The sequence below is a fragment of the Maribacter sp. 1_2014MBL_MicDiv genome, assembly GCF_001865655.1.
Lineage (GTDB): Bacteria > Bacteroidota > Bacteroidia > Flavobacteriales > Flavobacteriaceae > Maribacter > Maribacter dokdonensis.
On the sequence record NZ_CP011318.1, the window covers coordinates 3,305,329 to 3,329,897 of the forward strand.

Below are 24,569 nucleotides of genomic sequence, written 5' to 3' on the forward strand. Positions count from 1 at the left end.
AATTATGAAAATAGTTCAAGCGATAAAAAAGGGCGATGAGCCTTTTGTTTTTCAAAATTCAAATCAATTAAAGGAACCTTTGGTTTTGGTGTTCGGTAACAGGTATATGTTGGAAAGTGAGCATATATTTAATGAGGTTAGAGCTCTTTTCCCAGAAGGTCATATTGTTTTTGGTACCACCTCAGGCGAAATCATAGATGATAAGGTTTTAGAGGGTACGGTAGTTTTAACGGCCATAGAGTTTGAAAAGAGTAAAATCTTGGTGAAAAGATGTAACGTAAAGGACTATCAACATGATGACAAGAAAATGGGAACGAAATTGGCTGCCCAATTTCCTAAAGAGCATTTAAAGCATTTGTTCGTTATTTCTGAAGGTAGTAGTGTAAACGGTAGTGCTTTAATTGAAGGCATTGAGCATTTAAACAATAATGGTTGTGGTCTTTCTGGAGGCTTATGTGGAGATGATGACCGTTTTGAAAAAACTTTGGCTTCTTATAATGAAAGCCCGAAAGAAGGAGAGATAGTTGCTATTGGTTTTTATGGTGATACTTTAGAGATTTCAAGTGCAAACTATGGAGGGTGGACAACCTTTGGTCCTGAAAGAATCATAACAAAATCTCAAGGTAATATACTTTATGAACTTGATGGTAAACCTGCTTTGGATCTTTATAAAACATATTTAGGTGAAAAAGCCAAAGAATTGCCAAAGTCGGCACTATTATATCCGTTGAGTGTAAAGACAACTGAAAATTCAGAACCTTTGGTACGTACAATTTTAAATATAGATGAGGTTGAAAATACAATGACCCTTGCAGGTGATATTCCAGAAGGTGCCAGGGTACAATTAATGATGTCATCTGTAGATGATATAGCAAATGGGGCTTTTCACGCAGCAGAGTTGGCAATGGAAAATAGAAAAAGTTCTCCTGAGTTGGCTTTATTGATCAGTTGTATTGGAAGAAAACTGGTTATGGACCAACGTACCGAAGAGGAAATTGAAGAGGTGAAAGCGGTAATTGGAGATAATACAGTTATAAGTGGGTTTTACTCTTATGGGGAAATGGCGCCATTTAGTGGTCAAGATAGTTGTAAATTGCACAACCAGACCATGACCCTAACTTTATTTAGTGAATAATGCATTCTCTCTTAAAAAGACAAATACGAAAATATCTACCGGACGAATTAAAAGCGCACCCAGAAATGGAGAGCTTTTTGGAAGCCATTGGCAAGTCATATGAAAATTTTGACGATAAATTTTCTATGCTCCATAGAGCGTCTACTATTAGTTCAGATGAACTTTTTGAGGCAAATAAAAAATTACAGAAAGAGGCATTACAACAAAAGAACATTCTTGTTTCATTAGAAAAGGCCATAGCAAGTTTAAGAGAGAATTTAAACGATGAACAAGAATTTGATTTTGATATTCAGAACGAATTCAATGCGGAACACTTGGCATCATATATAAGTAATTTGGCATCTAAGGTGTCTAATATGACCTTGGAGAAAGATAAATTGGTGGCCCATTTAGAAAACCAGAACGAGTCTTTGAACAATTATGCGCATATGGTTTCTCATGATCTAAGATCACCGATAAGAAATATTAGTGCATTAATGAACTGGATAATGGAAGATGAGAAAGATAATTTCTCACAGACCAGTAAAGATAACTGCTCATTGGTATCTGAGAATCTTATAAAAATGGATAAGCTGGTTACTGGTATTCTAAACCATGCTACAATGGGTGAGACCAAGGAGCATAGAGTTCTCTTTAGCCTAGAAGAAAGTTTAAGGGATATAGAGAAGACTATCTATGTTCCAGAAAATGTTACGTTCAAATATGCAAATGATTTGCCTAAGATGGAGTTTGAAAGAGAGCGGTTAGAACAATTGTTCATGAACCTATTTCTAAACGCGATTACGGCAACGGAACATCTGGAAAATGGGATTATTGAAGTTGGTTATGAGCCAGACGATTTGTTTTGGAAATTTAGTGTTAGGGACAATGGTAAAGGAATTCCAGCTAAGCACCAAGAAGGAATTTTTCAAATGTTTAAAAAATTAGAAACTACCAATAATGCTACGGGTATAGGACTTGCAATTGTAAAGAAAATTACAGTTCTTTATGAAGGTAGTGTTTGGTTAGAGTCACAAGAAAATGTGGGTACCACATTTTTTATAACTTTAAAAAAGAATACATGATAGAGCAACCAAACCTAAATTATGTTGATGAGCTTGCAGGTGATGATGTTGCCTTTAGAGGTCAGTTCATAGATATTATAAAAACAGAGTTTCCATTAGAGAAAGAAGAGTATTTTGGTCATGTAACCAATACTAGATTTAAGGAAACAGCAGAAATTGTACATAAGTTGAAGCACAAGTTCAATATTCTAGGAATGCAAGATTCATACAAACTTGCAGTAGCCTATGAAATGGAATTGTTAGAAGGAAAAGAAGATAGTAAGTCAAAATTCATAAAAGTTCTCCAAACTATTGATGAATATATTAAAACAATATAAATGAACTGTATTATTATTGATGACGAAGCTATGGCAAGGGCAATTGTTAGACAATTGTGTTCAAAGATTCCGGATTTAGATGTTATTGAAGAGTTTGATAATGCCATATCGGCCATTAAGTTTTTAAACCAACAAACTATAGATGTTATATTTTTAGATATACACATGCCTGGCTTTAGTGGTGTTGACTTTGTACAGACCTTAAAAGATCCACCAAAAATAGTATTAACTACCTCTGATACCGATTTTGCTATTGCTGCCTACGAATATGAAAGTATTGTTGATTATTTAGTTAAACCAATTACCCAAGAGAGGTTTGAAAAGTGTATTGATAAGATTTCAAGCTTACCAGCTCATAAACCTATGCAGACAGTAGCACCAGGTAAAGAAAAGGAAGAGGGCGAAGATCTTTATATTAATATAGATAGAAGACTTATTAAACTAAAATTGAACGAGATTTTAGTCATTGAAGCTAAGGGTGATTATATTGACGTTAAAACAGAGAAGGAAGATTACAGGGTTCACACTACATTGAAGAAAATAAAAGAAAAATTACCTGAAAGGCTATTTTTGCAAATTCACCGTTCCTATATTATAAATTTCACCAAAATTATTGATATTGAAGATAATAGTGTATTGATAGCCAAGAACGTTGTACCTATAAGTCGTTCTAACCGCCCCGAATTAATGCGCAGGTTAAACTTATTATAAGATATGATTTCATGTCAGTGTTTTACCAATTTTCGTGGTAAATCTTTTTGAATATTTCTGCTAATTGTGTTTTGTTAACCGGTTTTACAACATAGCCGGTTAGCTCTTCAAAGTGAGATGCTCTTTTAATATCGCTATCTCGCATAGATGAACTTACCATATAAATATTTATGTTATTTATAATTTTTGGTTTAAGTTTTTTAAACTCGTTCAAAAAGCCCCAACCATCTAAAAACGGCATATTGATATCCAAAAAGATGACTTCAGGGAGTTCCATTTTTTGCGCAGTACATTCAGCAATGTATTCCACGGCCTGTTCACCATCAGTAAATGTAGTGACGATCAGTTCTTTTGATAATTGCTGAATTGTCTTTTCCATTAAATATAAGTAGAGCTCATCATCATCTACTAGCAATATATTCGGTTTTGTATCCATAATCTTAAAATTTTATTTTGAACGTTGTTCCTTCTCCTACTTTACTGTCAATTGTTATAGTCGCATTTAAAGCCTCTAATTGAGATTTTATCAAAAAGAGTCCCATCCCCTTTCCAGAGATGTTTCTATGAAATCTCTTATATAATTTAAAAACATTTTCACCATGTTTCTCTAGGTTTAGTCCCATACCGTTATCACGTACATATAACACTTTATGTTTATTTTCTATAGCCGATTCAAATTCAATATGTGAAGCAACATTGTCCCTCTTATATTTAATAGCATTAGAAACTAAATTTTGTATTACACTTTGTAAATAGAACTTTGAAAAGGTTATATGGTTCCACACATCTAATTTCACCAATACATTAAAATCGCTATCATCTAAAAGCGTTTCGGTAAACTCATGCTTTACTTCCTCAATAAGTTCCGCTAGGTCAATATTTGACTGTTTAATTTCTTTGTTATCCAGAATAGATACATATTCATTAATGTCTTTGGTTAAGTTGGTAATACTTTTTGCAACTTGATCTAATTTTGGTAGTAATTGATTTAGTATTTCTGGATTTTTTTCTTTCTGTATCATTTCAACAATGACAGACATACTGGTAACAGGAGAACGTAGGTTATGGGAAATTAGATAATTAAAGTCGCTTAGCTGTTTGTTTCTCATTTCCAACCTGCTGTTCATTTTGTTGACCTTGATATTGTTTTCTTCTAATTTATTTTTATTTCTGGTCAACAATATATTTTTGCTTTCTAGCTCTTTGTAAAAAAGTTCTTTCTCTAATTTCTTTTTTTGAAAAACATAACACAATGTCAATAGACTTAAAATTGAAATTGCATTAAACGTTATTAGGCTGTCGTATAAAGGTTTTGTATTTGCAGCTATGAGCCTTGGAGGAATTTCTACAATCATAAACCAATTGGTAGGCGTAACTATTTCAGATGCTATATTGGTTGCTGATCCAAAAGAATTGGACGTTCCATTCAGTATAATGGGTTGTAAGCGCCAAATGTGTTCTTTTTCTATTATAGTACTGTCACGGGTAATACCTACAGCTATGGATATTAGATTTTTAGGTAAAAGATCATCTACTTTACCAGATTCATAGGGTAAGTCTTCTTTGTGTAAGCTACTACTAATTACACGTTGGCTTTCATCTAAGAGATATAGTTCGGTATCGGCTATTTTGTTTTTAAGTTGGTCAAGAACCCTTTTCATTTTAAAGTTTATGACTACCAAGCCTATTTTAGTTTCAGTGGTGTCAAATATGGGTGCTACCGCTCTAATGACGGGTTTATGTGGTTTCTCAATTGCACCATTTTCTCTGTTAAGACTAATATGTGAAAGGTATAATTGATTCTTTTTTAGTGCCAGCCCTTCTTTTACGTATAAATGATTTTCTTTGTTCTGTAGATTACCAATGGTAACGGAGTCTGCACCATTTCTTACAGCTCTAAAAAACTCTTTTCCGTTTAAATCAATGAAACGAAATTGGTCATAATCGGTAATTTCTTTTATTAGTTCTATATATCTATCCATGAATGCGGTGTGCTTGTTCATGGGGTCAAAATTAACGGGGTATGCTAAGTTGGACCAATACTTGGTATCGTGAAGTAACGTATTACATTGCTCAAGAAAGTACTCTTTTTTTATTTTAGCATCGCGCTTTTGGTATTCAGATAATTCTGTAATCTGTTTTGCTTTTTGAGCGTAAAAGACATATAGCGTAAGGGCCAACAACGGTAGGTATAACCCTAAAAACATTTTTAAAACTCTCTTCCACATAAAATATCAATTAGAGTTTCATTTTAATTAGTAATTCTTGGCTAGGGAAGTGTATGCGTATCTTACGCTAAAGTAAGTAAAATTCTTACATTTAGAACTATATTATTGTTGTATTTCAAAAATATTGTTGATTTTATAATGGAGTGGCAATGTATTTTGTAGGAAAAGAGAAATGTAAATTTTAGAACCCTACAATTATGTCTATTTTGTGTTTAAATGAAATGTTCAAATGCGAAATTTATTTGGTATACAAGTGAACTAGTCAAAGTTTAATTTTTTATGGAATAGTGGTTTTTTAAGAAACAACCATTTCGCTTTTAAGCCAATTTCTGTAAACTCAAAACCAGCGGCTGTAGCAGATGCAATATTACTGTATTTAGCATATACACTTAAACTAAATCTTTTTGAAAATTGATGTTTAACAGAGGCTTCTGCTCTAAAGATATTGGTATTTGGGTCTTCCTCTACTTTTTGTATCCCTGTTGCGGCACTAATAGCATAGGTGGTTTTCTCCGAAATCTTTCCTCTAACATCTGCAAATATTTCTACTGCTTGGTATTTTTCTGGACTAAAATAAATAGTTGGCACCTGATCTTTAAAGGTGATATATTGATAATTCAATCCCATTTTCAAAGCAGGTTTTCTAAGCACATTGTAATATAATGAGGTAAATAGAAGGTTTCTTACATTTTCATCGCTTTGCTGGGTATGCATTAATTGTGTGTACCACCCAAAATTAACATTGGTACCAAGGTTGTAATTCAACCCATAATGGTTCTGAATAATTTCACGCTCAATTAGTTCGGCATTAAAGTTTTGCACTTCACGTTGATATGCTAAAGTTAGGTTCTGCATTTTAAACGGCTGTAGGTCTAACTTTATATCAATTACGGGTTGGGTGTAAGAATCATCTAAAAATCTAGAGTTGTTGATACCTACATTAGCTTTTAAAAGCCCCTTTGGAAACAATTTGTAATGAAGCCCGGCTACTACCACATGAGAGTTTGCCTTATTTACGGTTACAGTATTTTCGGTAGTTCTATAAAGGTATGATAATGTTGTTTTAAACTTGGTTGAAAAAGGGACGTCTACAGTGGTATTGGTAAAGAAAGCGGTATTGTTACCATTATCAAAAGTGTAGGCGGCATGTTCTTCTACGGTTGGGGTGTGCATCAAATTTAGCTTTTCTATAAAGCCTTTAGCATCTTTTTGATTCTTATAAAACTTTAAAGTTTGATTGGCCATTTTGTATGCAGGAATAATTCTATCAGATGCAAAAAGCGCATTTGCCTTACCTAAGTTACCATCAAATGACGCACTGTCATTGGCCAAGATCCTGTCGTAGCTTTTAACGCTAGATTTTGCATCTCCGGTATATAAACCTAAGGTTGCCCTCAACGCATGTATCCAATTTCTGTTTTGATAATGCACTTCTAAGCTATCTATTTTCTTCTTTGCCGTCATAAATTTTCTATTCCAGATCAAAGCTTGTACATATCGGTCATAAGTACTTTCTATTAAGGGAACATCATCAATTTGATTTACCTTAACGGTTGCGGTTTTTGAGATTCTTAAAGCTTTTTTATCGTTCTCATTTATATGTTCTGCCAAAGCAATGCCATTTAAAGCGGTAATAGAATCTTTTTGATTTGTTGCGTAACGTGCGTACATGTTCTTAGCCTTTTCTCCTTGTTTTATTATTAAATAAAGATTGGCTAGATTTAGTAATACATCTTTATCATTAGGAAAATCTTCAAAGATTTTTTTAAGCGTTTGCTCTCCCTGTTTATATTGTTGATTGTTTACAAAACTATTGGCATAGCCCAGTCTCATAAACTTTCTGGAAATTTTGGCACTTTCATTTTCTGGCTGAAGGGCAATAGCTTTTTCTACCCAACTTAATGCTGATTTGTACTCTTTTAAGTTACTTAACGTATTGGCATAACCCAAAACGGCACCAAATTTTTCAGGAAATTTTTCCACTAAGTCAGCATATAACGGCTTGGCCTGTTCATATTCTTTTGCCCATAGAAAAGACTCATTATAATTGATTAAAATTTCAAAGTCGCCCGGGTATTCTTTTAATAGCTCAGAGAACAAATTTGTGGCTTTTTTAGGCTCACCGCTTAGGCCAACGGCCCTGCCATAACATAACTTTGCGGTTTTATTGTTGGGATCTTCTTTAAGGTATTCTCCAAAAAATAGTTCGGCCTCTTGAAAGTTACCTTGCTCAAGTAAACCAAAGCCTTTGGTCATATCAGATTGCGCGGTTAACACAGATGTGGTTACCAGAAATAGGAATATTATTTTTCGGATCATTTAAAAGTCAGATTAATACTACAAATACCTAACGGTAATTATTGCGATTTATTTGTTTAGAAGAATAATGTAAAGTTAAAAGGTCTCCTATTATTCTAGAAGTAAGATAATTGCCATTGGTCTACAGTAATGCGTAAACCACCTAAACCACCACAAAATAAAGGGCAGTTGTTCAGAAATTTGATGTCAAATGAAATTATTTACACAGACACTAAAATGATAATAATGGGAACAAATAAAGTAGTACTTACAGAATTATCTCCAGAACAATTATTAATGACGAGCGTATCTGTCTTTGTCATTGGGGGTAATTATATTGCCAATCAATTTTTAAGTGGGTTCTTAGCAGGTACGGCATATGTTATGCCCTTCCTGCTCATAAGCTTAGTACTTATGTTGGTTTTGTTTGGCTTTTCGTATCACCAAATAATATCAAAAGATTCTACTATTGGTGGTGTCAATAACGCTATGGCATTTAATAGATTTAAAAACTTTATAGTGTTGATAGCATGTTATGAGCTCGTACATGTTACAATCAGTTATATACATTTATTTTTAGTTAAGCACTACTTAGGTGTTATAGAAGCAAAGGTGTATGCATCAATGACTTTGATCGGACATTTTGTTTATTTCGTTTTTTGGGTAGTCGCGGTAATTTTGATTTCCAATGTAACCGAAAACGATAGAAAATTTAAGATTACCATTTCAAAAGCCTTAAAATATTCTTTGTATGCTGTAATGGTCAGTTCCATTATTGCAATGGTATGCGTTTCATTTTCAGAAACTCTTTTAAATATTGTTGACTTTTCACCATTGTTATTTCAATATGTTTTGGCTACACTATTGTTTGCTATCTCTAGTGTGCTTACCTATTACTATTTATCATTGGGTAAGTATCTTCCCATAATAATATCGGGTGTGGTAGGCCTTTCACAGATTATATTATTGACATTTTTTCATAACAGCTTGGTAGTTATAATTCAAGTTTATGTTATAGCCATGGTAGCGCTTCTTGTTGCGCAACTTCTTTATGTAAGCCATAATCTAATACTAAAAAGGGTTAGTTGAAATTTAGCTTTTAGAAGTGGGCAAATAGCTCTTTAGTTCCTGCTTATATGGCTTAATTAGTTTGTTGTAGTGATTGCAGATTGTTTTTAACGGGTTGATTTTGTGTTGTTTGTGCTCTGTGTTTTTGCTTAACCTATAATAACTCCCGTTCGTCTACAGTAAAGCATCATCCACCTAAAATCCATCTTTAAAGCTTTGTATTTGCAGGATATTTGTACCAGAAATAACCCAATAGATTTTAAAACTTAACCTTATGAAACTTGCTATTGTAACCGCATACCCCCCTAGTAAAGTAACCTTGACCGAGTATGGATATCACTTGGTAAAACACTTTAGATTACAAAAAGAGGTCACAGAAATTATTCTTATTACCGATAAGACCAAAGGTGAAAAAGATTTGAATTTTGAAGAAAAAGGATGTAAAGTCACAGTTAAAGAATGCTGGAATTTTAATGACTACACCAATGTATTTAAGGTTAATAAAGTCATTGCTTCTACCAAACCGGATGCTGTACTTTTTAACTTACAATTTTTAAAGTTCGGAGATAAAAAAGTACCGGCAGCGTTAGGCTTAATGTTACCATTATTGTGTAAGATGAAAGGTATACTTACCATATCATTAATGCATAATATTATAGAGCAGGTAGATTTAAATACTGCAGGTATTACTTCAAATAAATTTTTTCAAAAAATTTATAGCGGTATAGGTAATCTATTAACAAAACTGGTGCTGACTTCAGATGTTGTTGCAGTAACTATGGGTAAATATCAAACTATTCTAGAAAACAAATATCAATCTAGAAACGTGGCCTTAATTCCTCACGGCTCTTTTGAAACACCAGAAGAACCTGATTTTACTTTACCTGCCGGACCAAAAAAGATATTGGCTTTTGGAAAATTTGGTACATATAAAAAGGTGGAAATAATGATCGATGCCATAGAGTTGATCAGAAGGCGTACTAATCAAAATTTGGAGATTGTCATAGCTGGTACAGATAGCCCTAATACTCCTGGGTATTTAGAAAGCGTTAAAAAGAAATATGCACATGTAGATCAATTATGCTTTACCGGTTATGTAGAAGAAGACAATGTGCCTACAATATTTGAAGAAAGTTCAGTTGTTGTATTTCCATATACATCTACCACAGGTAGCTCTGGTGTACTACATCAGGCAGGTAGTTATGGCAAAGCTGTTGTCTTACCTGAGCTTGGTGATTTAAGTACGTTGATTAAAGAAGAAGGGTATAAGGGTGAATTTTTTAATTCAAATAGTGTATCATCATTGGCAGATGCCATAGAAAATATATTGGCTCATGATTCTTACCGCGAATATTTGGCCAAAGCTAATTACAGAGCGGCAAGCGCTATACCCATGTCAAAAGTGGTGAAAATGTATATAGAATACTTTAAGGTAATACAAGTGGCCAAATCTAAAGGTTTCACCTTGGATGTTCCGCTGGTAGAAAAAAATATAGTGTTTTAAACTTTTTGGTTAGGTTAAGTGCAAAGAGGAGTAGTGTGGTTAGCTACTCCTTTTTATAAAAAATGGCTAAAATAAAATAATCAAGATAATTTAGATTCTTACTTAAATGACTATTAAGTAAAATACTGCTAAAGCTTAAAACCAGAGGTTTAGCTGGTATATGATTTTTTTTAAATATTAAAATTTTCTTAAATACTTACAATTTTTTATAAATCCTGCGTTATATGTAGGTTAAATCTTACTTTTTAAATCATGAAAATACTAACCATAGATGATCAACAGTTGATACTCTTATCTGTTGAAAAAAGACTTACTGAACTTGGCTATGATGTAATGACTGCTGATTCTGGCCAGAAGGGTATTGAGTTGTATGACTCTTTTCAACCAGATTTGGTCCTTGTTGATATAAACATGCCAGATATTTCTGGTTTAGAAGTTGTGAAACATATTAAAGGGGGCGAAAGAAATGCTACGCCTGTTTTAGTAATGTCGGGCAACACGGAAGAAGCTATTATTATGGATGGCTTTACGCTGGGCATAGATGACTATATGAAAAAGCCAGTGAGCTTATCAGAAATGTCTGCACGTATTAAAAGACTTATTGGAGCACCAGTTGTTGAACAAAAAGCCGAAATTTCTACTGGCGGTAGAATGCTGCAAAAAAACTGTGTTGGTGTCGTTATTCCTTGTTATAATGAAGAAGAACGTCTATTGGGCACAGAATTTAAAGATTTTGCTCATAGTAACCTTGGCTATCACCTTTGTTTTGTTAATGACGGCAGTACGGATAATACTTTAAAAGTTTTAGAGGAACTCAGAAAAGGGAACGAGAGTAATATCAGTATTTACGATTGTGAAAAAAATGGTGGTAAGGCAGAAGCGGTACGTTTAGGCATGCTTCATATGGCCAAAGATCCGCAATTAGATTATATAGGCTTTTTAGATGCCGATCTGTCTACAGATTTTAGGGATTTTGATGATTTGGTGGAAACCCTTGATAAATCCAATTTTAAAATAGTTAGTGGTTCTAGAATGAGCAGAATGGGTGCAGATATTACTAAGGAATCTGCACGTAAGGTTATTAGTATGACCATCAACCTTATTATCAGAACTATTTTAAGAATGCCATTTAACGATACCCAATGTGGGGCTAAAGTTATGGATCGCTCTGTAGTGCCATTACTTTTTAATAAACCGTTTATTACCAAATGGTTGTTTGATGTTGAAATGTTCATACGTATGCGTAAGCATTACGGTAAGGTAGAGGCTAAAAAGCTTATTTGTGAGCAGCCGTTAAAACGTTGGATCCATGCAGATGGTTCTAAACTTTCTATGAAAGATTCCGTAAAAATTGTTGGCCAATTGGCAAAAATAGCTATCGTTTACAGATAATACCTATATCACAAAACCCTCTTAAACCACCCTATAATTATGTCAACAATAAAGTTAGCACTTAAGCGAATTTCCCCTAAACAATTGTTTATGGTTAGTGCTTTGCTGGTAAATGGCGGTAATTACCTTTATAATTTGCTATTAGGTAGGTTATTAGGTCCAGAAGCTTTTGCCGATGCGGCTTTATTGGTGACATTACTCTTGGTTTTGTCTTTTGTAGGTATGACCTTCCAATTGGCTACCACCAAATTTGCAGTTTTATTTACCGATCAAACATGGGTTGCCTTTAAGAATACCATGTATAGATATGCACTTGTTTTTGGGGTGTTTACCGGTATTCTAGTACTAATTTTCTCAAAACATCTGCAAGCATTGTTCAATACGCAGAACCATTATATGTTCATGATTTTTGCCGTTGCCATACCCTTATACTTTGTTATGAGCGTAAACAGGGGTAGATTTCAAGGAGGTCATGATTTTGGAAAATTGGCGGGTACATATCAAACAGAAATGTGGAGTAGGTTATTACTAACGTTCGCCTTACTATTATTGGTACCCTTGGAATCTGGAATTTTAATTGCAGTGGGTATTTCCCTTTCTTTTGTATTTGGACTTTTTCCTTCAGATTTTAAAGGAGTTAAGGTTTTCTCAAAAGATAGATTACCTGCAGTGGATTTAAAACAAGTATGGATTTTTATTGGTTTGACCGCTGGTTATGAACTTACTCAAATCATTATTAACAATAGCGACATCTTATTGGTGAAGCATTATTTTGATGATAAACAAGCAGGTCTATATTCATCACTGGCCTTAATTGGTAGGGTGGTGTACTTTGTTGCCTGGATGTTTGTAATGCTGTTAATGCCTACGGTAATTCAAAAACAAAAAGATGGAGAACCAACGGCACCCATACTTTTTAAATATGTATTTTTTATTGGAACATTATCTGCATTCATTGTGGCGGTATGTTATTTGCTGCCCAATTTGATCATCACTTTAATGTTCGGAGATGCCTATTTAAGTATTGCTCCGCTACTTTGGAAATATGCGTTGGCAACTTCGTTGTTTGCCGTCTCCAATATTTTTGCTTATTACTTTTTATCACTTAACCAATACTCGCCCGTAATATTATCGGGCTTATTGGGCTTTTCACAAGTAGCATTGATCATGCTTTACCATGGTGGACTTGAAACTGTGGTACATATGCAGATAATAGCAATGGTCTTATTATTGGTTGCGCAACTATTATTTTTCATCATTAAGAACAGAACTGAAACAAAAATTATAACGAAATAAAAAACAGGCTTTTCATATACCTCATGTCACTTTATATAACCTAGTCTATTAAAATTAACCACAATGAAATTAGCAATTGTAACCGCATATCCGCCCAGTAAAGTAACCTTAACAGAATATGGTTATTATTTAGTGAAACACTTTAGGCTTCAAAAAGAAGTAACCGAGTTGATACTGATTACCGATCGTACAAATGAACCAAAAGACTTGAATTTTGAAGGTGATGGTTGTAAGATTACGGTTAAAGAATGTTGGAGTTTTAATAACTACAGCAACATATTTAGCATTAGTAAGACCATATCACAATTAAAGCCAGATGCCGTACTTTTTAATCTACAATTTTTAAAGTTCGGGGATAAAAAAATACCTGCTGCACTAGGGTTAATGCTACCCTTCATTTGTAAATCTAAAGGAATACCTACCATATCATTGTTACACAATATTCTTGAGCAAGTAGATTTGGAAAATGCAGGTTTTACTAAAAATAAATTATTACAAAGTATATACAACTTTATTGGCACTACATTGACCAAATTTGTATTGGCTTCAGATATTCTTGCGGTAACCATAAGTAAATATGTAACAACCTTAGAGCAAAAATATAAGGTTAAGAATGTGGCCTTAATTCCACATGGTGCTTTTGAAACTCCGCCAGAGCCAGATTTTAAACTTCCTGAAGGACCAAAACAGGTTATGGCTTTTGGTAAGTTTGGAACATATAAAAAAGTAGAGATTCTTATAGAGGCGGTTGAAGAAATCCGCTCTAGAAGCAATGCTGATATTGAAATTGTAATTGCAGGAACGGATAGTCCTAATACACCAGGTTATCTTGATGAAATGAAACAAAAATATAGCCATGTGCCGCAGATCAGGTTTACTGGTTATGTAGCGGAAGAAGACGTGCCTAAAATATTTGGGGAAAGTGCGGTTACTGTTTTTCCGTACACATCTACTACAGGGAGTTCAGGTGTTCTACACCAGGCTGGTAGTTATGGTAATGCCGTTGCTTTACCAGATTTAGGAGATTTAAGTGTTTTGGTAAAAGAAGAAGGTTATGTAGGCGAGTTTTTTAATGCGTACGATACATCATCTTTAGCCAATGCAATTGAAAAGATCATTACCGATGATAGTTATAGAATTCAATTGGCAAAACAAAATTATAAAGCGGCATGCTCATTACCGATGTCCGATATTACACAAATGTATATAGATTACTTTAAGGCGATACAGAAGTCTAAGGAAACCGGATTTAATATTGATATTTCGACTATGGAGAAGAAATTGGTTCATTAGAATCGATATGGTTAGTGTTATAAGGGCTGACTAGTCACCAGCCCTTTTTTTATGTTTTCATTTACCTGAAAATAATCGTGTGGAATGAAATAGAAAATCACTTCTTTTTAATCTGTTCCACCAATTCAAAATACGAAGGTTTTTTATTGCCCATTGTATCTAAACAGCCAAAATAGTGCTGTTTTTTTGTTTTCCAGGGTAAGCTTCCTGCCACGGCACTTGGTACTTTTTCAAAATCATATAATGTCCAAAACATATATGGGACTTCGTTTTCTTTCAGTACCTGTTGCATTTGACTATAGTATTCTTTTTGTCCTTCTTGGTCTGCACCTCTATAAAAATTCCACGCACCTTTGTATGATGATATCCCATACTCTTGAAGTAATTTAGGTTTGTTGGGCACAGCTGAATTCAAGGTGTCATAAGCTGTTTTGAAATCTTCGATATCCTTATAATAATGAAAGGATACAAAATCTACTTTATCGGCAAGTTCTATGCTGGCTTCTGGGGTAGACCAACCTATAGTGACCGGATGTTTTTTGTCCCATTTTTTGATATTTGCGATCATTTGCTCTAACCAGTTTAGAACCCGTAAACGTCCGCGGGATTCAAAATCCAGGTCTGGTTCGTTTTTAATATCCCAACCTAATACTGCAGGGTGGTCTTTAACTGCGTTGACTATTTGCTGGGCGTGCCTGTGTGTTAAAGTCCAGTTAGAAACATCATAATCCCCATAGAAATCGAATAAAGTGATTAGAACGTCTAAATTGTAGGCTTCAGCCCTGTCTAAAAGTGTCTTCAACAGCTGCAGTTTTTTATGATCAACTTTATTTTTGCCAAAGTCTTCATACTGTATGAATATACGAATGGTGTTGAGCCCCATATCTTGTATGATATTAAAATCTTGCTCTATAATTGTATCATTGAACTTCTTGCCAAACGTATCCCAAGGCGAATCTTTAGGGTAGTAGTTAATACCTTTGATCTGGTTGATTTTCTTTAATTGGTCACCAATGTTTCTTGGCTCAGTAGGCATTGTATCAACCGGTGAGGGAATTTCCTTTAAATGTCTTATGCGCCAAAAACCATCCTCCAAAAGCATCATTACTTGATAGCTGGTGGTATCTCTTTCGGTCAATAACAAAGTTTCTCCTTCATAGATTTCTTGGTATTCTTCAACGTTATAATCTTTAAAAACGATCATGGTACCATCTGCCGTATAAAAGTCTAAAGCAGAGTTGTGGTTTAGGGTGGTACGCTTGTACCAATGATTATTTTTTTTGTTGAGGTCTATATTATCATAAAGCCTTACCCTTGCGCTATCGGTATAAAAATCCTCTATTCCGTATCGGTCATTTTTCTTATAGGCTATGTTTCTCACATGCCATGCGTTCATGTAGTCATTGGTGATTTCTGCCAGAGCTTGTTTTTCCATAGGTCTACCGGGATTGTCTAAATTGACCCAATCAAGACTTGGTTTGTAGACATCCTCCATGGGAACTTCTAAATGTAACATGGAAGTCTTATCTGCACCCGTATTCATAAATGCCCATGCAGCGCCAATACCATAAAGAACTAGTCCGTTGATAGCTAAAAAAGTAATTATGAGTACTGTTCTGTACAATGTTTTATTCAACTGTATCGCCATCTATATTTTTTATAAATTCTTTGGTTATACCTGCAGCGTTAATTTTAAGTTTGTATTTACCTTCCGCTAAAAAATATTCACCAAGAAAAATGTTACATACACCATTTTTGGTAGTGGTTTTTTTAGAGGAAATAAAAACACCATCCATATCATAGATGTCTAATTGCACTAGCAAACCATCTGGTATTAACTGCTTCATAAAACTTTCAAATGGTCCAATATCTATATTTCTATTTCCTTTTGAAAAATTAACAGGATAGTCTTTAATGGCAGCGTTAAAGGTAAAGCTGGTGGTGTTACTTTCTGCTGCTCCGGTGACAAATGCTTGTATTTCCCACTCGGCCGCTTTATCCGGGTGTAATGTTTTTGCTTCTGCAATTCCGTTTATGGTTGTGCCTATAGTATACAGGTAGGCATCTTGATCTGTTTTTATTACAAAGGTTACCAATGTACCATTGGTTACTATGTTGCCATATTCGTCTTTAATAATGTCTGATGTAAAAGTGATGATCTGGTTTCCATCTGCATAATTATGCGCGCTAGCACTGCTAATGGAAAAATTTGTTGCATTATTTGAGTAAACTATTGTGGCAAGTTCTTTAGAAGTTGTACCGTTACACTCGGCCGTAACTAATATTCTGCCTGATTTTAAAGTTGACCTAACATTATAAAATGCGAAAAAACTCTCAGTTTCAATTTCTACTTCATCGATATTATCCTGAAACTGGTATTTTACGGTGACCTTAGTGCCATCGTCTAATGGGTTGTCAAAAGCGTCTGTAGGGGCAATGGTCAACATAGAGTAATCATTGTAGCCAGCCGTAACACTGCGAGGACCAAAATACGATTCTATATAAGTGGCTTTTGGGGCGTTCGTGGCAATATCAAATTTTCCCTGGTTTATCATATGTCCATCCATTAGAAGTTCCCATCTACACGGACCGGCAACTCTGGTATAGTTTTTAGGAATATGGAACACCATGTTTTCTTTTTCGGATAAATCGGGGGATAAAAGCACACTGCCAAAGGCATTTTTAATGTGTAGTTTAAAATTATCAATGTCTATTTCTGCTTTGAACACCAATGAAATAGCATCACCCGCAACGCTATGAGTAACATTAGAAACTATTTCTACGGTAGGTTGCGAGAATGCAGTAAGGTGTTCTTCTTTTTTACCTGCACAACCAAGTAATATAAGTGCTAATATGTATAAGGTTGTACTGCGCATACTATTTTGGATTACCTATATAACTGTTAATCTCAAATTTCACATAATCGTAACCTTTGCCTTTAAAAGGTTGGCTCTGCTGTTTGCCATGAATCAATTTTCTGTCCGGAAAAATTTTATCTGCAATAGCTTTATTGGGCAACCCATTGACAAAACAATTTTCCAAACTGCTACTTATAACTTCTAAACTATCTAATGCCAAGGGTTTGTAATTAAAGAATTGTTTACGTTGAATACGTACCCCTTCTGTTATAAATTTATGATCTACCCAAAGTAACTCGCTATTTTCATCATAATAAGAAATGATCAATTGTGGTATGGTAACTTCTTGTACACCGGAGTTGAACAAAACACCCTCAAAACCTTGATCCGTATATTTAAGATCTTGTAATGCTACATGTTTATATAAATCGGTATTTGCGGTATTACCAGCAGACTGTAAATTAAACTTGGTAGGTTGTTCTTCAAAACTGACCGGCGTAAATTGGTCTGGGTCAAAAGTAGGGGGTAAGGTGTCTTTTGTAGACGACCATGCTATACCCTCAAAGTTAATTTTAAAGGTAGTAGTTTCTTTGGGCATTAGCTTATGCTTAATTTGATGTTTGGCGTTATAATTGGCCAGTTCTTTATCATTATCATTGTACAATGTTGCTTTTATTACTACATCTGCGGGTGTATTATCTACATTTTGTAGCTCTCCAATTACACTGTATTGCCCCTTGTATTTTACCAATTTGGCAGATAAAATTTCTAATACAGGTTGTTTTAGAACATCTTCATGGTAGGTTTCTTGTGTGGTAATCTTTCGTCTACCATGGTTGTAATAGGTTGTGCCGTTTGCTGTAAATAATTGGTCTGGTGGAATATCATTATCCACCTTAACAGATTTAATGTACCATTTGTTCTTACGTTTTACCAACTCATGATAATCATTATTGAAAACATTTTCCAAAGGGGTAATCCATCTTGTAGCTACTTTGGCCTTTGCACTATTTTCAGTCTCATCGTAAATTTCAATGCCTAAGGAATCCAGTTTTGCATAAGAACTTAGTATACCATCGGTAACCGAAACTTCTAGCATATACTGGGCTATATCAATATGATCTTCTGGATCAATATATGAATGTGCCGTAGAGAATTCTTTAAAGTCCAATGCATCATAATAGGATTCTACTACGTTAGTGGGTGACAACTGAGCAACATTTTTCACGTAGAATATATACATACCATATCCTAAGCAGATAAGTATCAGCAATGCCCACCAATGAGAAAAGGTTAATAATTTAGGAGGAAATCTGTTATACGGCAATTCCAATTTCATGAAAGAATGTACCGGTGTCTTTCTGGATTTTAACAGTCTAACCCATATCATTTGGATATTTACAAATATAGCAATGAGCACGGTGGTTAACGGTATTACGCCCCACATGATTTTCATAATGGTAGGTACATCTTGTTTGGGCATAATTTGGGGTATGGGTGCAACATTAAGTTTTTCCCAAACCATGATTCCATTTTCTAATTGTTGCAAGCGCTGCCAACCGCAATAATAGAGAATAGGGTCATAGAACTTATCATTGGAGAATATATACTTTAAGTTGTATTTCTCGGGTACGGTCAAAAACTGTTGTAAAGAACCTATACCTTCTACACCTCTAAATTTAGAGTTCTCAATTCTTTCAATGGCCCTTGTAGTCAATTCGGGCAATCGCCTTGCGGAATGGTAGTTGCCATCTACCGTCATGGCTCCGCTCTGGGCAGATAACCATGCCATTTGATCACCAAAGCCCAGTGGTAGATATCGCCATGAGTCATGCGAATCTGCACCCAAAAAGTTGACAATGGGCAACATTTTAATTTTAGCGGGTTGCGATGGTCTAAAATACCCCAAGGTCATGGTAAAGAGCACCATGAATAGCATTCCGCCTGCAATGAGACCGCCTAAGACCCTATGGTATACACCACCAAATTTGGTTTGTATAAGTACCTTAAGGTCTCCTTCTACCATACGGTAGGCAAATTCTGCAAATATGGGCAATGCCATAATGGTAGCCCATAATGTAAATCTATCTAGGGTAAGAATATTAAATGCAGTTTCACCTAACATCATTAACGGAATGGGCGTAGTACCACCGGTTCCCAGAATGGTCAAAAGGGCAAATGACAATCCGAAGAATACATATCTTTTACTAAAATATCTGTAAAAGAAATAAGGGAGTATAAATAGAAATACACCCCAAGGAATAATAAAAAATACCAGTCCAGATGAGGTTACCTCCAGAAAGTTATCCCTAGATCCATGTGGTATGGCAACTTGGGTAATGGGGTTTCTTTTAGAGTTGTACCAATAGGGGAAAATACAGAAAACCAGTAAAAAAATTGCGGTACCGCCAAACTTGGCTATACGCCAAAAATGCTGTAAAGTGGTTCCCCAAAAAACTTTAAAGGTAAGCGCTTTATAAGAGTTTACTTTTTCTCTTGCAGCATCCATAACAGCCATACCCATTAATGGAGCTATAAAGAATACCATGCCGAATAAAGGGGTAACATGATGTGAGGTTACCGTAACCGCAAGCATGGTGGCCGAGGTTATAAAATATCTTGTTTTACCTGTTTTTATCCAAAGGTAAATTTCGGTCATTGCATGTAATAATATCGACAATGCAGAAACGCTTGGCAGTTGCCCAAAAATGTGCAAGGTTTCTACAAATGTTGATGAAAATACGGCCATTACGGCACCGTAACCGGCAATTCTTCTGCTGCCTGTCATAAGAAGGGTATACCTATAGGCACCGGTTATAAAGAGTACGATGGCTATGAGTGCCACAGCATACATACCAAATTTGAGTCCGCCAATGTATGAGAGAATTCCAATTAATTGATGTACTAACGGTGGGTAAGATTGTACTGTAAAACCGGTATACCATCTGTACTCCCAAGGATCAAACCAGCTATTGGCATAATGGTCAGCAAAAAATAGGTGAATCAATGCATCGTAGGTAGACTCTAGAGTAAAAAAAATGGCAGAACCATGAAAAGCTAGCCCTACGATTAAAGCTAATATTAAGAGGGTGTTGGTTTTTTTCTTCAAAGTTTATATAAGCATCAAAGTCAATTAAAAGTACTAAATATAGCAGATGAAGATTACATTAGAAAGCGATAATTCAAAATATTAGTAATATAATACTTACATGATTGTATAATGAGCTTAATCGTTGTGATGATATTTAATATGATCACCAATGTCCAAATGTGTATTTCTTAAAGGTGTTTTTGAAAGAAACTTCTTTTCATAGTCTATCTTTGTACTTGATTTAATAGGTGTTGAGCAAGATTCAAGTTTTTATTTTAGATACATTTAAAAAGCTATTCCAATTTTTGGGTAGCACTCATTTTACCAAGTCGGTATTGACGGTAATTGCCGTAATTACACCACTGGTCATAGGTATTTCTACGGGTTATTCAGAAATAGGTGTGGCTATTTGTTTTGGTGCTTTTTGGTGTAACCCAAGTGATGTCCATGGCAGTTTAAAGCACAAGGTGTATGGCATATTATTTTCTGCCGCTTTGGTTATGGTCGTTAGTTTTATAGGGGGTTATTTGCATTATTCTCCGTGGTTGTCAGTGATAATCTTAGGTGTCGTCAGCTTTGCAATTTCCATGATTTCCGCCTACGGATTTAGGGCTTCTCTTATTAGTTTTTCCGGTCTATTGGCATTGGTCATCAGTTTTGCGCATACTCCAGACCAGTTAAAAATTTATGAATTCTCTTTATTGGTTGGTATTGGAGGTATGTGGTATCTGGCCCTGTCCCTTTTATGGTATAAGATAAACCCAAAAGGGCAGACCGAGGAAGTTTTATATGAAACTATTGGGAATACCGGTAAGCTATTAAAAAAGAGAGGTAAATTAATAGGTAAAAAAGCCAATAGGAAAAAACTCAAAAAAAGTCTTTTTTTACTACAGAGCGAATTAACTGAACAGCACAACACTTTACGTGAAATACTTATTCTTTCACGTAAGAATTCTGGTATATCGGTATATAATGGAAAGCGGGTTTTGGTTTTGGCTCAATTGATAGAAATGTTGGAAAATGCTGGTGCAAACCCTGTTAATTATTTAAAAATGGATGAGCAATTTCAAGGTTATCCTGAGTTTGCAAAATTGTTTCAACATATTATTTCAGAAATGGCAGAACAGTTACAGATGATTGCTGTTATTGGAAATAAGCCAACAAGAATTCCCAAGCACAATAAACTGAAAACTCTGTTTAATAACTTGGATAGCAATATTCAAGAATTAGGGGGCATAAAAGATGCACAGGCCTATGAAGCTTTTATCATGTTTCAGAATTTTCTGGAGTACCAAGAAAAACAGTTCGATAAAATTAAAAGAATCAAGTGGTTGTTAAGTGATCATGATGTTGCGTCTGAAGAGTTTATAGATAAAGAAATTTTAAAACACTTTTTAATTTCCCAAGATTATAGTCCTCGTATTTTGTTGCGTAACCTAAGTTTTAGATCTACCATTTTTAGGCATTCGTTGCGCATGGCTATTACCTTAATGATTGGTTTTGTTTTGGGCAACCTATTTTCTTTTCAAAATGCGTATTGGATCTTATTGACCATTATTTTAATAATGAGACCTAATTACGGTTTAACCAAAGCACGCTCCAAAGATAGAACTGTAGGAACAATCATTGGCGGACTCATAGCCACTGTCATTGTGTTTTTGGTACAAGATGTTTATGTATATGCGATTTTGGCGCTCATCTCTTTTGTAATAGCCTTATCTATGCTTCAAAAGAATTATAAGGCATCGGCAATATACGTAACCCTCAGTATTGTTTTTATTTACGGTATTCTTCAACCAGACGTAATGACCGTAATACAATACCGTATTTTAGATACCCTTTTGGGTGCTGTGCTCTCGTACCTAGGTTTTTTGTTTTTATGGCCTAGTTGGAGTTTTCAAGAGATACGTAAAGATGTTGTCAAAAGTGTGGAGGCGAATAGAACATATCTCTCTGAGATTGCAAATTTTTATATTCATAAAGGCAATGTACCTACAAGTTATAGATTGGCGCGCAAAAATGCATTTTTAGAGACTTCCAATCTTAGTTCTGCTTTTCAAAGAATGACGCAAGAACCACATTCCAAGCAGAAGAACTTAAATGAAATTTATCAATTGGTAGAGCTAAACCATAATTTCTTATCCTCTTTGGCCTCATGGAGTATTTATATACAGCACCATACAACTACAGAGGCTTCTGAACGTTTAAACAATATTATTACTAAGATCGATGAGAACTTAGAATCGGTATTGAAAATGTTATCTATTGATGCTGCGGATAAACAAGTTATAAATTTAGATGAGGTAATATCGTTTGAGAAACAACTGCCCAAATTTCAATCTGAAGAGGTGAATTTAAGTGCAGACGATTCACATAAATACAAAAGAAACCACCAAGAAGAACAACTGATTTGGGAACAGTTACGATGGTTGTATTCTTTAAGTGTCAATATGATGAAATTGACTTCAAGTTTATAAACAGTGTATTTAGGAAGTAGGTTTTTATATTAATCATCAAAGTCCATAAGTTCCTGTAGTTTTTCAAAGAATTGACCAACATGTAGACCATCTGCCAAACCATGATGAACATGAACCGATACGGGCATTTTTTGCATGCCATCTACCGTAGTCATTTTACCAAAACTAATTTTTGGGCAGCTGTCCGGAAAATCAAAATGCCTGGCATGGGAAAGTGATGTGAAATCTATCCAAGGTAATGATGAAAAATGAATGACATTTTCACCCGATAAAGCTGGCATTAAACTTTTGGAGTTTTTTACTTCTTCAATTCTAGGCGCTGCCAGGTCGCAAAAAGTATTAAAATCTTCATGATAATCAAGGTAGGAAAATCCAAAAGTTCCATTTGATCTGTTAATAGTGGGCGATGCATTTATTACATCGTATTCATAAACCTTATCACCCTCAATACGGTATTTAAATGCCGTAATACTATTTGCGGCTTTTAATGACTTATGCAAATAATACATGAAAAAGGAGTATCCGTTTTCTTTTGATTTTTTGTAGGCTGTTGAACAATTTATTTTAGCGGTAATGCCATAGAACGGTTCACTGAATTTTGAAAAAAAATTAAAGTGTTCTTTTCTAGGCCATTCATGGATATTGAGTTCTTTTCGCATAGTATAATTTTCGCTCAATGAGATATTGAACTGCAAGATATTGGTTATTTTGAGTAATAAAATGTTTATTCTACGGTATGTCTAACAAGAACTTCATTATCTAAAATGACATTGGTAGTCCAAATAAATTGGGCATCCTTATTAGGGTCATCAAATAGCGTGGTGAAATTAGTATACGAAGGTTTGTTGTCCACACCAATGGTCTCATTTGTGTATGTTGATGCATCTTGCCAATTGGAGTCATCGAAATTGGTATGCATCCATCCTTCTGGTATTTGCCAATGTAAGGCGTAAAATTTGCTGCCGTCTTTTCCGCCATTGGTATCACAGTTTTTAGAATATCTATATGCACCATCTTCAGAAATACAATTTAAATCGATTATAGGAGCTGTATAAAATGTTTGTGCTTTCCAGTCCTTGTTCGTAATGGCTATTGTTTCTTCTTTTTTATTTTTAATGACAGCCACCATACCGCCATCACCTGCATGAAAAGGTTTTCCCCTATTTTCTTCACAACCAATACCAAGGTACTCTTCCCAATCTACCAATTTCATGGCAATGGTAAATGGTCTGTGTGCTTTAAATTTAATAACGCTTGAATTGAATTGCGTGAACGGAACTTTGTCCTTGCCTACGGGTTTACCATTGACATACATTTCAAAATAATTGTCGGCAAAGATATATGCGGTAAAAATTTCCCCATCATTATCTATTTCAATAATATCCAAATCATTGTAATGAGACATAGCTTCTTGAACAGTATTATAATTTTTTCCTTCGCACGCGTTATATAAATCTATGGCAAACGGGAAATTTTCATTAGTGTAGTTGGTTTCTGCTGGCACGGTCCATTTTTTTCCATCTGTAGAAGTAATTTCACCAACATCTGTTTTTCTACCACGATCACATTCGTAAATATCTTCTAGCAGGTTAGTGGCAATACCTTGGGTAATGCTTGCTGTGCCCGTATATGCTTTCGCCGTTAAAACGGTTGTGCTTTCATCGGTTTTGTTTTTTGGTTTATTTTCTCCACAACTATAAACTAAAAATAAAACTAGAAAAGGTAAGATAGTTTTAAAAGGATTGAAATTCATTTTAATGTGTTGGTTATTTTAGCTTGTTTAAAGTTATCGGTATTTTTAGAAAAATAGAAGAACTGTTAGTTATTATTTAGCGTA

Annotated in this window: 18 protein-coding genes; 10 read left to right on the plus strand and 8 right to left on the minus strand. The window is 34.7% G+C overall.

What is annotated here, in order from left to right; translation table 11 throughout:
* The first annotated feature begins 4 nt into the window (after positions 1 to 4).
* From YQ22_RS13965 to YQ22_RS13980, 4 genes are read left to right on the plus strand one after another with little or no spacing between them, the layout of a single operon-like run.
* Positions 5 to 1,135, plus strand: coding sequence for an FIST signal transduction protein (locus YQ22_RS13965; RefSeq protein ID WP_058103439.1), 1,131 nt, complete (start codon positions 5 to 7; stop codon positions 1,133 to 1,135).
* Positions 1,135 to 2,199, plus strand: coding sequence for a sensor histidine kinase (locus YQ22_RS13970; RefSeq protein WP_071341683.1), 1,065 nt, complete (start codon positions 1,135 to 1,137; stop codon positions 2,197 to 2,199). The genes YQ22_RS13965 and YQ22_RS13970 overlap by 1 nt, the downstream gene beginning before the upstream one ends.
* Positions 2,196 to 2,516, plus strand: coding sequence for a hypothetical protein (locus YQ22_RS13975; RefSeq protein ID WP_058103437.1), 321 nt, complete (start codon positions 2,196 to 2,198; stop codon positions 2,514 to 2,516). The genes YQ22_RS13970 and YQ22_RS13975 overlap by 4 nt, the downstream gene beginning before the upstream one ends.
* On the plus strand, positions 2,517 to 3,227 hold the full coding sequence (locus tag YQ22_RS13980) for a LytR/AlgR family response regulator transcription factor (protein WP_058103436.1): 711 nt from the start codon (positions 2,517 to 2,519) through the stop codon (positions 3,225 to 3,227). It abuts the gene before it with no gap.
* Between the two features lie 22 nt (positions 3,228 to 3,249).
* On the opposite strand, the gene YQ22_RS13985 is transcribed toward YQ22_RS13980, so the two are convergent.
* The 3 genes from YQ22_RS13985 to YQ22_RS13995 all read right to left on the minus strand — a co-directional run bounded on the left by YQ22_RS13985 (position 3,250) and on the right by YQ22_RS13995 (position 7,774).
* Positions 3,250 to 3,663 (minus strand): response regulator, encoded by a 414-nt coding sequence (locus YQ22_RS13985; RefSeq protein WP_071341684.1) that lies wholly within the window; start codon positions 3,661 to 3,663, stop codon positions 3,250 to 3,252.
* A 4-nt stretch (positions 3,664 to 3,667) separates the two neighbouring features.
* The gene (locus YQ22_RS13990; RefSeq protein WP_083414261.1) at positions 3,668 to 5,455 is read right to left on the minus strand and encodes a sensor histidine kinase; all 1,788 of its coding nucleotides are present in this window, start codon (positions 5,453 to 5,455) and stop codon (positions 3,668 to 3,670) included.
* A 258-nt stretch (positions 5,456 to 5,713) separates the two neighbouring features.
* On the minus strand, positions 5,714 to 7,774 hold the full coding sequence (locus YQ22_RS13995) for a tetratricopeptide repeat protein (RefSeq protein WP_071341686.1): 2,061 nt from the start codon (positions 7,772 to 7,774) through the stop codon (positions 5,714 to 5,716).
* 225 nt (positions 7,775 to 7,999) lie between these two features.
* Here YQ22_RS13995 and YQ22_RS14000 point away from each other — a divergent pair, with 225 nt between their 5' ends.
* The 5 genes from YQ22_RS14000 to YQ22_RS14020 all read left to right on the plus strand — a co-directional run bounded on the left by YQ22_RS14000 (position 8,000) and on the right by YQ22_RS14020 (position 14,306).
* Positions 8,000 to 8,842 carry a hypothetical protein gene (locus YQ22_RS14000; RefSeq protein WP_156894581.1) on the plus strand — a complete coding sequence of 281 codons (843 nt, stop codon included), beginning with the start codon at positions 8,000 to 8,002 and terminating at the stop codon, positions 8,840 to 8,842.
* A 253-nt stretch (positions 8,843 to 9,095) separates the two neighbouring features.
* Positions 9,096 to 10,325 (plus strand): glycosyltransferase, encoded by a 1,230-nt coding sequence (locus YQ22_RS14005; protein WP_071341688.1) that lies wholly within the window; start codon positions 9,096 to 9,098, stop codon positions 10,323 to 10,325.
* 252 nt (positions 10,326 to 10,577) lie between these two features.
* On the plus strand, positions 10,578 to 11,717 hold the full coding sequence (locus YQ22_RS14010) for a response regulator (RefSeq protein ID WP_071341689.1): 1,140 nt from the start codon (positions 10,578 to 10,580) through the stop codon (positions 11,715 to 11,717).
* A 39-nt stretch (positions 11,718 to 11,756) separates the two neighbouring features.
* The gene (locus YQ22_RS14015) at positions 11,757 to 13,013 is read left to right on the plus strand and encodes an oligosaccharide flippase family protein (protein ID WP_071341690.1); all 1,257 of its coding nucleotides are present in this window, start codon (positions 11,757 to 11,759) and stop codon (positions 13,011 to 13,013) included.
* 63 nt (positions 13,014 to 13,076) lie between these two features.
* On the plus strand, positions 13,077 to 14,306 hold the full coding sequence (locus YQ22_RS14020) for a glycosyltransferase (RefSeq protein WP_071341691.1): 1,230 nt from the start codon (positions 13,077 to 13,079) through the stop codon (positions 14,304 to 14,306).
* A 97-nt stretch (positions 14,307 to 14,403) separates the two neighbouring features.
* Here the strand turns inward: YQ22_RS14020 and YQ22_RS14025 are convergent, their stop codons facing one another.
* From YQ22_RS14025 to YQ22_RS14035, 3 genes are read right to left on the minus strand one after another with little or no spacing between them, the layout of a single operon-like run.
* Positions 14,404 to 15,954 (minus strand): glycoside hydrolase family 2 TIM barrel-domain containing protein, encoded by a 1,551-nt coding sequence (locus YQ22_RS14025; protein ID WP_071341692.1) that lies wholly within the window; start codon positions 15,952 to 15,954, stop codon positions 14,404 to 14,406.
* On the minus strand, positions 15,935 to 17,182 hold the full coding sequence (locus tag YQ22_RS14030) for a hypothetical protein (RefSeq protein WP_071341693.1): 1,248 nt from the start codon (positions 17,180 to 17,182) through the stop codon (positions 15,935 to 15,937). The genes YQ22_RS14025 and YQ22_RS14030 overlap by 20 nt, the downstream gene beginning before the upstream one ends.
* 1 nt (position 17,183) lies before the next feature.
* Positions 17,184 to 20,273: a hypothetical protein gene (locus YQ22_RS14035; protein ID WP_071341694.1), complete on the minus strand. Its 3,090-nt coding sequence runs from the start codon at positions 20,271 to 20,273 to the stop codon at positions 17,184 to 17,186.
* A 287-nt stretch (positions 20,274 to 20,560) separates the two neighbouring features.
* Between YQ22_RS14035 and YQ22_RS14040 the strand changes: the two genes are divergently transcribed.
* Positions 20,561 to 22,732, plus strand: a complete 2,172-nt coding sequence (locus tag YQ22_RS14040) for an FUSC family protein (RefSeq protein ID WP_071342602.1) — start codon at positions 20,561 to 20,563, stop codon at positions 22,730 to 22,732.
* A gap of 29 nt (positions 22,733 to 22,761) precedes the next feature.
* On the opposite strand, the gene YQ22_RS14045 is transcribed toward YQ22_RS14040, so the two are convergent.
* Together YQ22_RS14045 and YQ22_RS14050 are read right to left on the minus strand one after the other, a co-directional pair.
* Entirely contained in the window at positions 22,762 to 23,391 is a 630-nt protein-coding gene (locus YQ22_RS14045) for a chloramphenicol acetyltransferase (RefSeq protein ID WP_071341695.1), read from the minus strand.
* 65 nt (positions 23,392 to 23,456) lie between these two features.
* On the minus strand, positions 23,457 to 24,485 hold the full coding sequence (locus tag YQ22_RS14050) for a hypothetical protein (RefSeq protein ID WP_071341696.1): 1,029 nt from the start codon (positions 24,483 to 24,485) through the stop codon (positions 23,457 to 23,459).
* Positions 24,486 to 24,569 lie beyond the last annotated feature (84 nt).